This is a genomic window from Streptomyces sp. NPDC101393, assembly GCF_044767385.1.
GTDB lineage: Bacteria > Actinomycetota > Actinomycetes > Streptomycetales > Streptomycetaceae > Streptomyces.
Map to the genome: position 1 here is coordinate 333,547 of NZ_JBIWNU010000006.1, position 14,979 is coordinate 348,525.

General features: G+C 71.6%; 12 protein-coding genes. 7 read left to right on the top strand and 5 right to left on the bottom strand.

Going from position 1 to position 14,979, the window contains the following annotated elements; all coding sequences use genetic code 11:
- Window positions 1-22: 22 nt before the first annotated feature.
- On the bottom strand, window positions 23-619 hold the full coding sequence (locus ACIRQ7_RS21200) for a ScbR family autoregulator-binding transcription factor (protein WP_404264331.1): 597 nt from the start codon (window positions 617-619) through the stop codon (window positions 23-25).
- 193 nt (window positions 620-812) lie between these two features.
- On the opposite strand from ACIRQ7_RS21200, the gene ACIRQ7_RS21205 reads away from it, so the two are divergent.
- A complete protein-coding gene (locus ACIRQ7_RS21205; protein ID WP_404264334.1) occupies window positions 813-1,829 on the top strand; it encodes an MDR family NADP-dependent oxidoreductase in 1,017 nt (338 codons plus the stop codon).
- A gap of 32 nt (window positions 1,830-1,861) precedes the next feature.
- Here ACIRQ7_RS21205 and ACIRQ7_RS21210 read toward each other — a convergent pair whose 3' ends face one another.
- On the bottom strand, window positions 1,862-2,518 hold the full coding sequence (locus ACIRQ7_RS21210; protein ID WP_404264336.1) for a TetR family transcriptional regulator: 657 nt from the start codon (window positions 2,516-2,518) through the stop codon (window positions 1,862-1,864).
- Between the two features lie 452 nt (window positions 2,519-2,970).
- Between ACIRQ7_RS21210 and ACIRQ7_RS21215 the strand changes: the two genes are divergently transcribed.
- Window positions 2,971-3,735 (top strand): HAD family hydrolase, encoded by a 765-nt coding sequence (locus ACIRQ7_RS21215; protein WP_404264338.1) that lies wholly within the window; start codon window positions 2,971-2,973, stop codon window positions 3,733-3,735.
- Between the two features lie 217 nt (window positions 3,736-3,952).
- Here ACIRQ7_RS21215 and ACIRQ7_RS21220 read toward each other — a convergent pair whose 3' ends face one another.
- Window positions 3,953-5,584, bottom strand: coding sequence for an AMP-binding protein (locus tag ACIRQ7_RS21220; RefSeq protein ID WP_404264339.1), 1,632 nt, complete (start codon window positions 5,582-5,584; stop codon window positions 3,953-3,955).
- Between the two features lie 253 nt (window positions 5,585-5,837).
- On the opposite strand from ACIRQ7_RS21220, the gene ACIRQ7_RS21225 reads away from it, so the two are divergent.
- A complete protein-coding gene (locus ACIRQ7_RS21225; RefSeq protein WP_404264341.1) occupies window positions 5,838-6,971 on the top strand; it encodes an acyl-CoA dehydrogenase family protein in 1,134 nt (377 codons plus the stop codon).
- A 48-nt stretch (window positions 6,972-7,019) separates the two neighbouring features.
- On the opposite strand, the gene ACIRQ7_RS21230 is transcribed toward ACIRQ7_RS21225, so the two are convergent.
- Complete coding sequence (locus tag ACIRQ7_RS21230; RefSeq protein ID WP_404264343.1) at window positions 7,020-7,583, bottom strand: hypothetical protein; 564 nt, start codon at window positions 7,581-7,583, stop codon at window positions 7,020-7,022.
- A 173-nt stretch (window positions 7,584-7,756) separates the two neighbouring features.
- On the opposite strand from ACIRQ7_RS21230, the gene ACIRQ7_RS21235 reads away from it, so the two are divergent.
- Window positions 7,757-8,584 carry a VOC family protein gene (locus ACIRQ7_RS21235; protein ID WP_404264345.1) on the top strand — a complete coding sequence of 276 codons (828 nt, stop codon included), beginning with the start codon at window positions 7,757-7,759 and terminating at the stop codon, window positions 8,582-8,584.
- 134 nt (window positions 8,585-8,718) lie between these two features.
- Here ACIRQ7_RS21235 and ACIRQ7_RS21240 read toward each other — a convergent pair whose 3' ends face one another.
- A complete protein-coding gene (locus tag ACIRQ7_RS21240) occupies window positions 8,719-10,248 on the bottom strand; it encodes a helix-turn-helix domain-containing protein (RefSeq protein WP_401470936.1) in 1,530 nt (509 codons plus the stop codon).
- A 79-nt stretch (window positions 10,249-10,327) separates the two neighbouring features.
- Here ACIRQ7_RS21240 and ACIRQ7_RS21245 point away from each other — a divergent pair, with 79 nt between their 5' ends.
- The 3 genes from ACIRQ7_RS21245 (at window position 10,328) to acnA (ending at window position 14,916) form a co-directional block, all read left to right on the top strand.
- A complete protein-coding gene (locus ACIRQ7_RS21245) occupies window positions 10,328-11,314 on the top strand; it encodes a DUF1648 domain-containing protein (protein WP_404264347.1) in 987 nt (328 codons plus the stop codon).
- A 1-nt stretch (window position 11,315) separates the two neighbouring features.
- Complete coding sequence (locus tag ACIRQ7_RS21250; RefSeq protein ID WP_404264349.1) at window positions 11,316-11,675, top strand: GntR family transcriptional regulator; 360 nt, start codon at window positions 11,316-11,318, stop codon at window positions 11,673-11,675.
- Between the two features lie 529 nt (window positions 11,676-12,204).
- Window positions 12,205-14,916 (top strand): aconitate hydratase AcnA, encoded by a 2,712-nt coding sequence (gene acnA, locus ACIRQ7_RS21255; protein WP_404264350.1) that lies wholly within the window; start codon window positions 12,205-12,207, stop codon window positions 14,914-14,916.
- The last annotated feature ends 63 nt before the right edge of the window (window positions 14,917-14,979 follow it).

Consider the following 14,979-nt stretch of genomic DNA (forward strand, 5'->3'; position numbering starts at 1 on the left):
CTGCCGCCGGGTCCGACCGGCGTCAGACGGTGATTTTCACGCAGCGTCCGTGGGGATCGAGGTGGCTCAGGGCGCCCGGCGAGGCCAGGCCCGGGAGGGTGTGCTTCCACAGGGCGGTCACCCGCTCCGGCAGGTCGGCGCGGTTGGTCGCCGCCCGGGAGAACAACTGCACGCCCATATAGGCCGCGACGAAGAACTCCGCCGCGCGGTCCGGTGCGATGGACGGCAGGAGTTCACCGTTGCCCCGGGCCTCGGAGAACATCGTGGTGATGATGTCGGTCCAGGCCTGATAGGGCACCAGGGGGTCCTCGCTGAACGTCGTCTCGACCGCGATACGGGTCCCGGCCTGCAGCAACGGGTCACTGCGCAGCGCCAGCGCCACCTGGTGGGTGAAGTCGATCGCGTCCTGGAGTCGCGAGTCGCTGACTTGCGGGAGGAACGGATCGGTCTGCTCGGTGATCACCGCGCGGGCCAGGGCGTCCTTGGAGGTGAAGTGGAAATACAGGGCCCCCTTGGTGACCCCGGCGCGCTGGATGATCTCGGCCATCGTGGCGGCCTGGTACCCGCGGGTACCGATGACGTGGGCCGCCGCTTCGAGTACGGCGCGTCGGGTGCGCACTGCGCGCTCCTGCTTGACCACCGATCATCCTCCGTATGCTCTCTTGGAGTTGTTGTGCCTGAGTGCGCCCCGCTGTCCGGGCGCGCAGTCTATTTCCGCATCATAAAGAAGCCAACCATGCGGTATTGAATCCATGGGTGGTATCCGGCTACGCCGTCCGGCGTGGCGCCACAGGAGAACGAGGAGCCGTCCGATGTCCTTCACCGCCGTACCCGCCGCGCACCGGGAGGTCCGGCTCGTCGCGCACCCCGAAGGGGAAGTGACCACGCGTCACTTCCGTATCGCCGAGGTGGCGGTGCCCCGGCCGGGCCCGGGGCAGGTGCTGGTGCGTAACCGCGTGATGGTGGTGACCGCGGCGATGCGCACCCAGATGTCGGGTGTCCGGCTGCCGATGCCCTCGTTCGTGCCCGGCGAGGCACTGTGGGGCTCCGCGGTCGGTGAGGTGGTGGCGGCGCCCGACGGTGACTTCGAGCCCGGCGAACTCGTCCGACACCCGTACGGATGGCGGGAGTTCGCCGTCGTGGACGTGTCCCGGATACGCCGGCTCGCCCCGGACGCACTGCCCCTCGCCGCGCACCTGTCGCAGGGCGCCACCGCCTGGGGCGCCCTGCGCCGGGCGGCCGGGATCCGGGCCGGGGACACGGTGTTCGTCACGGGCGCGGCGGGCGGCGTCGGCAGCATGGCCGGCCAGCTCGCCCGGCGGCTGGGGGCCGGACGGGTCGTCGGCAGCACCGGCTCGGAACGCAAAGCGGCGCGGCTGCGGGCGGAGTTGGGGTACGACGACACCATCGTGCGCGGCGCCGGGACGATCGAGCGGCAGCTGCGCCGGGCGGCGCCCGACGGCATCGACGTCCTGCTCGACACCGTGGGCGGCGAGCAGCTCACCGCGGCGCTGACGCTGGCCCGTACGGACGCCCGATTCGCGCTGGTCGGCGCGCTCTCCACGCAACTGGGCGGCGACGGCGGGATCTCGGCCCCGGTCGAGCTGGACGCCGGTCTGGTCATCACCCGCCGGGTGGCGCTGCGCGGCTTCGGCCTGCATGCCCACCCGGATCTTCCGGAGGAGTGGACGAAGGAGTTCGGTCAGGGGCTGCGGGACGGCTCCCTCACCTTCCCGCACGCCCTGCTGCGGGGGATCGAGCGGGCGCCGCAGGCCCTGTGCGAGCTGGTGCAGGGACGTCACATCGGGGCCGTCGTCGTCGAGATGTGACGCCCGCGCGGGGTGGGACGCGGCGGGGTGGTTCAGCCCGCCGCGAGGCGGTCGGGGGCCGGTGCGCCGGCCGTCGCCGCGTCCGACAGCAGGGACCACACCCCGACCACGGCCTCCTGCTCCCACCACGTCCGGTCCTCGCCGCCGAGGTGCAGCAGCCCGACCACGACGGACGTCAACAGCTGGGCGGTGCGCCGTGGTTCGGCGTCCGTCGCCTGCGGTCCGGTCGGGTCCGCCGTGCCGGCCGGACCGATCCGCCCCGCGGGCCCACCGCTGCCACAGGTCATCGCCTTGTCGAGGAAGAGCGCGTACCAGCGCCGCTCCAGGGCGAGGATGTCGAGCCCCGGAGCGGTCTCCGGGCGCAGCCGCAGTCCGGCGCGCAGCACGGCATCGGACTCCACCTGCCGGAACAGTTCGACGGCGAAGTCGCGTACGGCGACGGCGAGCGGCTCGGGCGAGCGGGTGAAGGCGCCCTCGATCTCCTGCAGTCCGCTGAGCGCGGTGTCGCGCACCGCGAGGGTGAGGTCGTCCTTGGAAGTGAAGTGGAAGTAGAGGGCTCCTTTACTGAGCCGGGCCCGTCGGCTGATTTCGACCATGCCGGCGGCGGGTACTCCCTTCTCCAGGAAGGTCTCTGCGGCCGAGCGGATGAGCGCCTGGCGGCTCTGGATGGCGCGATGCTGCGTGGGCACGGTGTCCGTCCCGTCTCTAGTACGGCTGCAAGCTCCGTGCAGTTTACATAGAAAACCAACCATGCGGTTCTATATGCTTCATGCGAATGGCCGGAACTTCGCGGTCCTGACGTGAAGTGATCCACTGCCCGTCCGTTCGCGATTCAACGGTCAATGTGGACAGCGTCCTTTCCAGTCTGGCCCGGAGGGGGAGCGGTGTCGACCCATCAGGGTGCGACCCTGACACATTGACAAACAGCGCAGGCGGTTTTTAAATCTCCGAAGGCGGTAAACGGGACCCTCCGCTCCCGTTGTGACCGCCCCGACGGTCGCGCACCGCCCCTGGACAGCGCTGCGCCATGACGAGACCGCCCGCCCGCACCTCGCCGCCGACCGCAGCCGCCCGGACCAGCCGGGCGGGCCACGTCACCTCAGCCCACTGCATCCCCCGGAATCCCGAAAGGTCTCCAGCCATGCGCGTAACCGCGGAAGTCGGCGCACGTCCCGTCAGAGGCGCCCGGTGCGCCGGCGGTGAGACGATCAAGGCCGCCGTCTTCGATCTCGACGGCACGCTCGCCAACACCTTGCCCGCGATCAGCAAACTGCTCGTCAAGGTGGCCTCGGAGCAGGGAGCGTCGGTGACCGCGCGACAGGCGGCCGCCGCCATCGGCAAACCGCCCGGCCCGGCCTTCGGCCGACTGCTCGGCAAGCCCGAGGACGACGGCCGGGTGCAGGCCGCCATCTCCCGCTACCGCGAACTGTTCTCCTACGAAGTCCTCTGTCAGGGGCCTCAGTTGCTCTTCCCGGGCGTCACGGCGGGACTGTCCGCGCTGCGCGCCCATGGCGTCGAGCTGGCTGTCGCCACGTCCAAGACCACCCGCAGTGCCGAGGCGCTGCTCGACGTCATGGGCATCCGCGACCTCGTCGGCCCGGTCATCGGACAGGACATGGTCCGGCGTGGGAAGCCGCACCCCGAGATGGTGCTGCGGGCCGCCGGCCGGCTGGGCGTCGCCGCCTGGGAGGCCGCCTATGTCGGGGACACGGTGGGGGACATGCGGATGGCGGTGACCGCGCGCATGGAGCCGGTAGCGGTCACCTACGGCGTCGGCACGTTCGGTGAGTTGGCTGCCGTGGCGGGTACCCGGATGTGCGGTTCGTTCAAGGACGTGGTGTCGGTGATCGCCGCTGCCCGCCCGCGTGCCGCGGCGGCCATGGCCCCGCAGCGCCGCCGGCGCTGAGCGCCGGCGGCCGCGCCGGGCGGGACCCGCAGGGGTTACGCGCGTAGCCCGCGGCCCGCTGCCGCCCGCGCGGCTCCCGGACGGCCCTCCAGCAGGAGGGGAGAGGGCAGTCCGGGGGCCGCGCGGGGGTGTTGGCGGTGGGACGGCCGGGTTCCGGCGGAGCGACCGGAGCGCGGTCCGGGCGCGGGCGTACCCGCACCCGGCGGTCCCTCGCCGGTCACTGAGCCGGTTGCCGGGCGTCGTCCGGGCCGGCCGCGCGCAGCCGGAAGCGCTGGAGTTTGCCGGTCGGGGTGCGGGGCAGCGCCGTATGGAAGACGATCTCGCGCGGGCATTTGTACGGCGCGATCCGGGTCTTGGTGTGCGCGCGCAGCGCGTCGACGGTGCCCTTGTCGCCGGGGACCCCCGCCCGCAGCACCACATGCGCCACGACCACCTGGCCGCGTTCCTCGTCGGCCCGGCCGACCACCGCCGCCTCGGTCACGTCGGGGTGCCGCAACAGCGCTTCCTCCACCTCGGGGCCCGCGATGTTGTAGCCCGCCGAGATGATCATGTCGTCGGCGCGGGCCACATAGCGGAAGTAGCCGTCGGGATCCCGGACATAGGTGTCGCCGGTGAGATTCCAGCCGTCCCGTACGTACTGCGTCTGCCGTGCGTCCCCCAGATACCGGCAGCCCGTCGGCCCGCGGACGGCGAGCAGCCCCGGTTCACCGTCGGGCAGCGGTGTCCCGTCCTCGGCGGACACCACCCGGGCCTCGTACCCGGGTACCGGCAGTCCGGTGGTGCCCGGCCGGATGGCGTCGTCGGCGGCGGAGATGAAGATGTGCAGCAGCTCCGTGGCGCCGATGCCGTTGATGATCCGCAGCCCCGTCGCGTCCTGCCACGCCTGCCAGGTCGCCGCGGGCAGGTTCTCGCCGGCCGACACGCACCGGCGCAGCGACGACACGTCGTGGCCACCGAGCTTCGGAAGCATCGCGCGGTAGGCGGTCGGCGCGGTGAACAGCACCGAGATGCCGTGCGCCGCGATATCGCCGAGCAGTTGATCCGGGCCGCCCCAGTCGGCGAGGTACGCCGAAGCCCCGGCCCGCAGCGGGAAGATGACCAGACCGCCCAGCCCGAAGGTGAAGCCGAGTGGCGGGCTGCCCGCGAACACGTCGTCGGGGGACGGCCGCAGCACCCGCGCCGAGAACGTGTCGGCGATCGCCAGCACATCACGGTGGAAGTGCATACAGCCCTTGGGTTGGCCGGTGGTGCCGGACGTGAAGGCGATCAGCGCGACATCGTCGGCGGCGGTCGCGACGGCCGGATAGCGCGCGGTGCCGGGCACCGCCAGCCGCGTCAGATCCTCCGGCCCCTCCCCGCCGTACTCCGTCACCCGCAGTCCCGCGACCCCGGCCGCGGTCAGGTCCGCCACGCAGCGGGCATCGCACAGCGCGTACCGCACCTGCGCGATCCGGCAGATCGTCGCCAGCTCCTTCGGGCGCTGCGCCGCCAATACGGTCACCGCCACCGCGCCCGCCTTCATCACCGCGAGCCAGCAGGCGGCCAGCCAGGGCGTGGTCGGTCCGCGCAGCAGGACGCGGTTGCCCGGCTGCACGCCCAGCCGGTCGGTGAGGGCGTACGCGATCGCGTCGACCTGCGCGCGCAGTTGCCCGTACGTCCACACCACACCGCTCGCGTCGCGCACCGCCACGCGGTCCGGGCCCAGCCGCTCGACGGTGGCGTCCAGCAGCTCCGCGCCGCAGTTCAGCCGGTCGGGATAGCCCAGGTCGGTGAGGTGGGGCCACTGGTCGGGCGGCGGCAGCCGGTCGCGCGCGAAGGTGTCGGTGTGGGCCGAGGACCGTAGCTCCATGGAGGCGCCCCCTGGAAGGCTGGGTCCGGCGCCGTGCCTGCGGGCCGCGGAGCGGGCGAGGCGACGACGAGGACCATGGAGGCCGGTGCGGGAACCGGGCGGGCCGGTATCTGGTCCGGTCAGGCCGGTACGGGACCGGCCGGGGAGTGGTCGGGTACTGCCGTACGGATCCGTCGTCAGCGTAACGTGTTCGTGACGGCAGTCAACAGACCGCGATAGAGGGCCGCTGCGGCGGCACCAGGGGAGTCGCCACGTGACCGCATTCGCGCTGGGCCCGGACGAGCAGAACTGGTGCGCCGAACTGCGCACCCTGACAGCCGAGCGGCTGGTCCCGCTGGCCCACAAGGGCGAGCCCGGCCGGATCAACCGCCCGCTGGTGGCCGCCCTGGGAGAACTGGGCCTGCTACGCCGCCTGTTCCCCGCCGACCGGCCACTGCGCGCCCTGGACCTGTGCCTGCTGCGGGAGTCCCTCGCGCAGGAATCCACCGAGGCCGAGACCGCGCTGGCGCTCCAGGGCCTGGGCGCCTACCCGATCGTGCAGTCCGGCACCCCGGCCCAGCGCGCCCGCTGGATGCCGGAGGTGACCGCCGGGCGCGCCGTCGCGGCCTTCGCCCTGAGCGAGCCGGGCGCCGGTTCGGACGCCGCCGCGCTGTCCCTGGCCGCCGAGCCCGACGGTGGCGACGGCTGGCGGCTGACCGGTGAGAAGTGCTGGATCTCCAACGCCCCCGAGGCCGACTTCGCGACGGTTTTCGCCCGCACCGGGGGCGCGGCCGGCGCCCGGGGCGTCACGGCCTTCCTGGTCCCCGCCGACCGGCCGGGGCTGACCGGCGAACCGCTCGACATGCTCAGCCCGCACCCCATCGGCACCCTGATGTGCGACGGCGTGCCGGTGACCCGCGCCGATGTGCTCGGCGAGGTCGACGGCGGCTTCGGCGTCGCGATGCGCACCCTGAACCTCTTCCGGCCCAGCGTGGGCGCCTTCGCCGTCGGCATGGCCCAGGCGGCGCTGGACGCCGCGGTGGCGCACGCGGGCGGGCGCACGGCGTTCGGCGGTCCCCTCAAGGACCTGCAGTCCGTGGGCCATCAGCTGGCGGAGATGGCCACCCGCGTCGAGTCGGCGCGGCTGCTGGTGTACGCGGCCGCTTCGGCGTACGACGCCGCGGCCCCGGACATCGCCCGCCGCTCGGCCATGGCCAAGCTGCTGGCGACCGAGACCGCCCAGTACGTCGTCGACGCGGCCGTCCAGATCCATGGCGCCCGCGCGCTGCGCCGCGGCCACCTCCTGGAACACCTCTACCGGGAGGTGCGCGCCCCGCGGATCTACGAGGGCGCCACCGAGGTACAGCGATCGATCATCGCGAAGGAGCTGTACCGGGTGCGGGCCTGACGCGCCGGGCCGCCGCCGTGGCCCGGACACCGGGCCCGGCGGCTGCCGTCAGCGGTTGATCTTGAAGGAGGACCCCAGCTTGCACTCGCCGCCGCCGGTCTGCTGATCGCCGATCTTGACGAACGTGTCGGTGACCGTCACGGGCTCGGTCGAGCCCGCGGGCACGTCACGCGTCGAGAAGCTCCCGGAGCCGAGTGCGGCGCCGGACCCGTCGTTGAACATCACGCTGCCGTTGTAGGTGGCCGCGCGCTGCGAGTTGCCGTTGGTGACGCTCAGCTTCGCGGTCAGCTTGCCGGCCGTGTTGTCGACCGTGCAGTCGGTGATCCGGATGTCGGTCTCGGGCTGCGTGGTCGATCCGTCGGTCGGTGTGCTGCCGGTGGTGCCACTGCTGGTGGTGCTGCCCGAGCTGCTGTAACCACCGCTGCTGCTACTACTGCTGCTGGAATCGCTGCTGCTGTGCCCGCAGCCCCCGCCGTGCGAGTGGCGCGCGCCCGTCAGGGCGACAACGACCAGACCGAAAACGGCAACAGCACGAACTTGACGACGATTCACGTCGATGTCTCCCCCGAGATGACCGGCGGCCCACTGCCGCCGGTGAATGCGTGTGGCCATACGCAGAGGTATGGGTGATGCGCTCACAGTGTGCTTGACGAGCGCGCGTCAGGCTAGCAAGTGCACGGGCCGGCGCCGAATCGAGACGGTGGGGGAGGGGGCGGCGGCTGGACGGGCGGTTGTCAGTGGTGGGTGTCACGCTGAAATCACGAGGATCCGCGAAGGGAATCGCCATGATCACCACTGACTTCGTCCCCGGCTCGCCGTGCTGGCTCGACCTGGGTGCCCCCGATGTCGATGCCGCGGTCGCCTTCTACCGAGCCGTGTTCGACTGGCAGCCCGAAGCGTTCGGCGGCGACGCCGCGAACGAGGGCCGGCACGCGAGCGGCTACACGATCTTCCGCCTCCAGGGCAAGGCCGTCGGCGCGGTGGGCCCGCTCAGCGAGGACGGCGCCCGCTCCGCCTGGACGGTCTACTTCCACACCCCCGACGCCGCTGCCGCGGCCAAGGCCGCCCAGGAGGCCGGTGGCGCGGTGCGCGTCGCCCCCGCCCAAGCCGGCACCAACGAGGGCCGGTTCGCCCAGCTCACCGACCCGCAGGGTGCCGAGTTCGCGGTCTGGCAGCCCGGGGAGTACCCAGGCGTCGAGACGGCGGACGGACCGGGCGCGCTCGGCTGGATCGAGCTCATGACCAGCGATTCCGCCGCCGCGCAGCGCTTCTACGGCGCCCTCTTCGGCTGGACGACCCAGGACATGGCGCTCCCCGGTGGAGGCGGCACCTACACCCTGGTCACACCCCAGGGCTACGGCGAGGAGCGGATGTTCGGCGGCATCATGGGGGTCCCGGACATGTTCGGACCGGGCGGCCCTCCGGGCGCCAAGCCGTATTGGCACCCGGTGTTCGGCACGGCTGACTGCGACGCCACCGTCGCCCTGGTGACGAGCAACGGCGGGGGTCTGACCATGGGCCCGGAGGACGCCGAGGGCGTCGGCCGCCTGGCCGTGTGCACCGACCCCGCGGGCGCCGACTTCGTCGTCCTGACCCCGGCCGAGGCCCGCTGAGCACCAGGTGACGGGCGCCGGTGCGGAGCGACGCGATCCGGATTCTCGGCAGACCTTGTGCGAGGGGTCGCCCCGGCGGCCTCAACTGACCGATCAGCGGGGCCGCCCGGCCGGGATCCGGTGGCGGGTCCCCCTCAGATGTCCCGGAACGTCTCGATCTGCGCGCCGATCGAGTTGAGGCGCTCCGCGAGGTCCTCGTAACCCCGGTTGATGACGTAGACGTTGCGCAGGACGGACGTGCCCTCGGCCGCCATCATGGCGAGGAGGACGACGACGGCCGGGCGGAGTGCCGGCGGGCACATCATTTCCGCCGAGCGCCAGCGGGTCGTGCCGTCGATCAGGACGCGGTGCGGGTCGAGGAGTTTGACCTGTGCACCGAGGCGGTTGAGGTCGGTGAGGTAGATGGCGCGGTTGTCGTAGACCCAGTCGTGGATGAGGGTCTGGCCCTGGGCGCTGGCCGCGATGGCCGCGAAGAAGGGGACGTTGTCGATGTTCAGGCCCGGGAACGGCATCGGGTGGATCTTGTCCAGCGGCGCCTGGAGCTTGGAGGGGCGGACCGTCAGGTCGATCAGGCGGGTGCGGCCGTTGTCGGCGGCGTACTCCGAGCTGCGCTCGTGGTCGAGTCCCATTTCCTCCAGAACGGCCAGCTCGATCTCCAGGAACTCCACCGGGACCCGGCGGATGGTCAGCTCCGACTCGGTGACAACTGCCGCCGCCAGCAGGCTCATTGCCTCGACCGGGTCCTCGGACGGCGCGTAGTCCACATCGCGGTCGATGTGCGAGACGCCGTGCACGGTGAGCGTCGTCGTGCCGACGCCCTCCACCTTGACGCCCAGTTCCTCCAGGAAGAAGCACAGGTCCTGGACCATGTAGTTGGAGGAGGCGTTGCGGATGACGGTGACGCCGGCGTACCGCGCGGCGGCCAGCAGGGCGTTCTCGGTGACGGTGTCGCCGCGCTCGGTCAGCACGATCGGGCGGGTGGGGGCGACGCTGCGGTCGACCTCGGCGAGGTAGGTGCCGTCGGTCGCGGTGACCTCCAGGCCGAAGTGGCGCAGCGCCGTCATGTGCGGTGTCACGGTGCGGGTGCCGAGGTCGCAACCGCCCGCGTACGGCAGCTTGAACCGGTCCACCCGGTGCAGCAGCGGGCCGAGGAACATGATGACGCTGCGGGTGCGGCGGGCCGCGTCGGTGTCCATCGCGGTGAGGTCCAGCGTGGCGGCCGGGATGATCTCCAGGTCGTTGCCGTCGTTGATCCACCGGGTGCGGACGCCGATGCTGTTGAGGACCTCGAGGATCCGGTAGACCTCTTCGATGCGGGCCACCCGGCGCAGGGTGGTGCGGCCCGCGTTCAGGAGGGTGGCGCAAAGCAGCGCGACGCAGGCGTTCTTGCTCGTCTTCACCGCGATGCTGCCGGACAGCCGGCGCCCCCCGACCACCCGCAGGTGCATCGGGCCGGCGTAGCCGAGCGAGACGATTTCACTGTCGAGGGCCTCGCCGATGCGGGCGATCATCTCAAGGCTGATGTTCTGGTTCCCGCGTTCGATGCGGTTCACCGCGCTCTGGCTGGTGCCGAGCGCCTCGGCGAGCTGCGTCTGTGTCCAGCCCCTGTGCTGTCGAGCGTCACGAATGAGTCGGCCGATGCGTACGAGGTAGTCGTCTGCCATGAGTTGAAGGTATCTCAGATATGAGATGAACGCGCAATCGACACTTGTTCTACTACTATACGAACAACTGGAGGTTGCCATGGAAACCGCTCCGCGCTCCGCGCCGTCGTCAACCAGCCCGCTGCGCCCCTGGATTGCCGTGTTCCCGTTCGCCGCGGCGATCCTCTCCGTCGCCGCCGTCCACCGGTCCGTCGCCGGCCGGCTGCCCGATCCGCTCGCCACCCACTTCGGCGTCGACGGCCGGGCGGACGGCTACTCCACCGTCCAGGGATTCCTGACGGGGTGCCTCCTGGGGCTCGTCGTCCTCGGCGCCGGCTGCGTGGGGTGGGCCGTGCTGCGACGCACCGCGGCACCGACACGCTGGGTGATCACCGCGGGCTGGGGACTCGCGGCCATGCTCGCCTGGCCCGCCTGTACGACCTTGCTCGGCAACGCCCGCGCCGCGGACGCCGCCGCCACCCGGCTGCCCTTCTGGCACCTGGCCGTGGCGCTCGGCGCGGCCGTCCTCGCCGGTGCGCTGGGCTGGCTGCTCGCCGGCCCGGACGCGCGCCCGGAGCCGGTCGCGCCCGGCGCGGCGCCCCGGCTCACCCTCACGGGGAGTGAGAGCGCCGGCTGGTCCCGGGCCGTCCGTTCGCCGCTGCCGGCGCTGCTGGGTGCGCTGCTGACCGTGGGCGGGCTCGTCGCCGGATTCCTCGATTCCTGGCCGACCGGCGGGGTCCTGCTGTGCACGGGGCTGCTGGTTGCCGCCCTTTCCTCTGTTCGGGTGACGGTCGACCGGCGCGGCCTGACCCTCGCGCCGACCCTGCCGGCCGTCCCGTTCCGGCGTGTCCGGCTCGACAAGGTGGTCGAGGCCACCAGCAGGAACGTCGTGACAGCCGCCGAGTTCGGCGGCTGGGGCTACCGCGTGCGCCCCGACCGCAGCGGCCTGGTGCTCCGCTCCGGCGAAGGGCTCGTCCTGCGGCTGACCGGCGGCAGGGAGTTCGTGGTGACGGTCGACGACGCGGCGACCGCGGCCGCGCTGTTCAATGCCTACCTGGACCGCGCACGTTCCCGGCAAGGAGGCTGAGGTGCTCTTCCGTGTCGACCCCGGCTCCGCCGTCCCGCTCGGCGACCAGATCGCGGGCTCGGTCCGCGGTGCCATCGCCGACGGCTCGGTCCATGCCGGGGAACGGCTGCCCGCCGCGCGCGAGGTCGCCGCGTCCCTCGGCGTGAACGTCCATACGGTGCTCCGCGGCTATCAGCGCCTCAAGGAGGAGGGGTTGATCGAACTCCGCCGTGGCCGCGGTGCGGTGGTCACCGGCGCCGCGTCCCCCGGCCGCGCCCGCCTCGGCCTGGCCGCGGAGCGGCTGATCGCCGAGGCCCGCACGCTGGGCATGTCCGACGACGAGATCGTGACGGTGGTCCGGGCGGGGCTGGCCGGGCGGTAGGTCGTCTCCCGCGTCCGTATGCGGGGGCCTCGCACCCGGTCACCGGCGGGCGGGCCGCTTCGCGAGCCCGCCCGCCGGGTACGGCTCGTCGTCGGAGGCAGCCGTGAGGTCCGGGCGGCGGCCTGTGGTCCGTGCGGCCCTGGGGCCGCCGTGCGGCAGGGCGACCGGGGGCCGGCCACAGCGGTCGCCGCCGCGCGTGGCACGCTCCGCGGGTCCTGCGGAGGTGAGCCGTACGGCGCGCACCGCCCGTCCTGCGCCGCGGGGCCGCTCGCGGAGCGGGGGAGTGGCGAGGAGCACGTCCAGGCGTTCCGTCCGGCCAGGGCATGACCCCGGAGCGGCGATGTACTAGAGTTATCTCGACATCGAGATATCTGCCGAGAGGCGTACCGCTGCCGCGCTAGTAAGGGATACCTAACTTAGGTACACCTTAGCGGATGGGCAAGGGCCTGTGGCGGCGCCATGCGACGGCAGTCGTATATGGGCCACAGCGCGGTGGTACGCGCGAAATTCATGCATGAAGGAGACTGTCGTGTCGGCGAACAGCTTCGACGCCCGCAGCACGCTGCAGGTGGGCGACGAGTCGTACGAGATCTTCAAGCTGGACAAGGTCGAGGGCTCCGCCCGTCTGCCGTACAGCCTGAAGGTGCTGCTGGAGAACCTGCTCCGCACGGAGGACGGCGCGAACATCACCGCCGACCACATCCGGGCGCTCGGCGGCTGGGACTCCCAGGCGCAGCCCAGCCAGGAGATCCAGTTCACCCCGGCCCGCGTGATCATGCAGGACTTCACCGGTGTGCCGTGTGTCGTGGACCTGGCCACCATGCGGGAAGCGGTCAAGGAGCTCGGCGGTGACGCGGCGAAGATCAACCCGCTCGCCCCGGCCGAGCTGGTCATCGACCACTCCGTGATCGCCGACAAGTTCGGCACCCACGAGGCGTTCGCGCAGAACGTCGAGCTGGAGTACGGCCGCAACCGCGAGCGCTACCAGTTCCTGCGCTGGGGCCAGACCGCCTTCGACGAGTTCAAGGTCGTCCCCCCGGGCACCGGCATCGTCCACCAGGTCAACATCGAGCACCTGGCGCGTACGGTCATGATCCGCAACGGTCAGGCCTACCCCGACACCCTCGTCGGCACCGACTCGCACACCACCATGGTCAACGGCCTCGGCGTGCTGGGCTGGGGCGTCGGCGGCATCGAGGCCGAGGCCGCGATGCTCGGCCAGCCCGTCTCGATGCTCATCCCGCGCGTCGTCGGCTTCAAGCTGACCGGCGAGCTGACCCCCGGCACCACCGCCACCGACCTGGTGCTGACCATCACCGAGATGCTGCGCAAGCACGGTGTCGTCGGCAAGTTCGTCGAGTTCTACGGTGAGGGCGTCGCCGCCACCTCGCTCGCCAACCGCGCCACCATCGGCAACATGTCGCCGGAGTTCGGCTCCACCGCCGCGATCTTCCCGATCGACGACGAGACCCTGAACTACCTCAAGCTCACCGGCCGCAGCGCCCAGCAGGTCGCGCTCGTCGAGGCGTACGCCAAGGAGCAGGGCCTCTGGCTCGACCCGGCCGCCGAGCCCGACTTCTCCGAGAAGCTGGAGCTGGACCTCTCGACGGTCGTCCCGTCGATCGCCGGCCCCAAGCGCCCGCAGGACCGCATCGTCCTCGCCAACGCCGCCGAGCAGTTCGCCCAGGACGTCCGCAACTACGTCTCCGAGGACGAGGAGTCGGGCAAGGAGTCCTTCCCGGCCTCCGACGCCCCGGCCAGCCACAACGGCGTGCCGACCCGCCCGACCACCGTCACCGCCCCCGACGGTTCGACGTACGAGATCGACCACGGCGCCGTCACCGTCGCCGCGATCACCTCCTGCACCAACACCTCGAACCCGTACGTCATGGTCGCCGCCGCGCTCGTCGCGAAGAAGGCCGTGGAGAAGGGCCTGACCCGCAAGCCGTGGGTCAAGACCACCCTCGCCCCGGGCTCCAAGGTCGTCACCGACTACTTCGACAAGGCGGGCCTGACCCCGTACCTCGACAAGGTCGGCTTCAACCTCGTCGGCTACGGCTGCACCACCTGCATCGGCAACTCCGGCCCGCTGCCGGAGGAGGTCTCCAAGGCGGTCAACGAGCACGACCTGGCCGTCACCTCGGTGCTCTCCGGCAACCGTAACTTCGAGGGCCGGATCAACCCCGACGTCAAGATGAACTACCTGGCATCCCCGCCGCTGGTCGTCGCGTACGCCCTCGCCGGTTCGATGAAGGTGAACATCACCAAGGACGCGCTCGGCATCGACCAGGACGGCAAGCCCGTCTACCTCCAGGACATCTGGCCCACCGAGGCCGAGGTCAACGAGGTCGTCGCCTCCGCGATCGGCCAGGACATGTTCGCCTCGTCCTACCAGGACGTCTTCGCCGGCGACGCGCAGTGGCAGGCGCTGCCGATCCCGACCGGCAACACCTTCGAGTGGGACGCCGAGTCGACCTACGTCCGCAAGCCCCCGTACTTCGAGGGCATGACGATGGAGACGACCCCGGTCGAGGACATCAGCGGCGCGCGCGTGCTGGCCAAGCTGGGCGACTCGGTCACCACCGACCACATCTCCCCGGCCGGTGCGATCAAGGCCGACACCCCCGCCGGCAAGTACCTCACCGAGCACGGCGTCGAGCGTCGCGACTTCAACTCCTACGGCTCGCGCCGTGGTAACCACGAGGTCATGATCCGCGGCACCTTCGCCAACATCCGGCTGCGCAACCAGATCGCTCCGGGCACCGAGGGCGGCTTCACCCGCGACTTCACTCAGGCCGACGGCCCGGTCTCCTTCATCTACGACGCGTCGCAGAACTACCAGGCCGCCGGCACCCCGCTGGTCATCCTGGCCGGCAAGGAGTACGGCTCCGGCTCGTCCCGCGACTGGGCCGCCAAGGGCACCGCGCTGCTCGGCGTCAAGGCCGTCATCGCCGAGTCCTACGAGCGCATCCACCGCTCGAACCTCATCGGCATGGGCGTCCTGCCGCTCCAGTTCCCGGAGGGCGCGTCCGCCGAGGCGCTCGGTCTGACCGGCGAGGAGACCTTCTCGGTCACCGGCGTCACCGGCCTGAACGACGGCGGCATCCCCGAGACCGTCCATGTCACCGCGGGCGACGTCGAGTTCGACGCGAAGCTGCGCATCGACACCCCCGGCGAGGCGGACTACTACCGCAACGGCGGCATCCTGCAGTACGTGCTGCGTTCGCTGATCAACAGCTGAGCGCGCCCCCGCAGGGTCTGACCTGCGTCTGAAGGGCCGCACCCCGTCGACGGGGTGCGGCCC

Coding starts and splice junctions, on each gene's coding strand:
- ACIRQ7_RS21205 (WP_404264334.1), top strand. CDS start 813: ATGTCCTTCACCGCCGTACCCGCCGCGCACCGGGAGGTCCGGCTCGTC.
- ACIRQ7_RS21215 (WP_404264338.1), top strand. CDS start 2,971: ATGCGCGTAACCGCGGAAGTCGGCGCACGTCCCGTCAGAGGCGCCCGG.
- ACIRQ7_RS21220 (WP_404264339.1), bottom strand. CDS start 5,584: ATGGAGCTACGGTCCTCGGCCCACACCGACACCTTCGCGCGCGACCGG.
- ACIRQ7_RS21230 (WP_404264343.1), bottom strand. CDS start 7,583: ATGGCCACACGCATTCACCGGCGGCAGTGGGCCGCCGGTCATCTCGGG.
- ACIRQ7_RS21235 (WP_404264345.1), top strand. CDS start 7,757: ATGATCACCACTGACTTCGTCCCCGGCTCGCCGTGCTGGCTCGACCTG.
- ACIRQ7_RS21240 (WP_401470936.1), bottom strand. CDS start 10,248: ATGGCAGACGACTACCTCGTACGCATCGGCCGACTCATTCGTGACGCT.
- ACIRQ7_RS21245 (WP_404264347.1), top strand. CDS start 10,328: ATGGAAACCGCTCCGCGCTCCGCGCCGTCGTCAACCAGCCCGCTGCGC.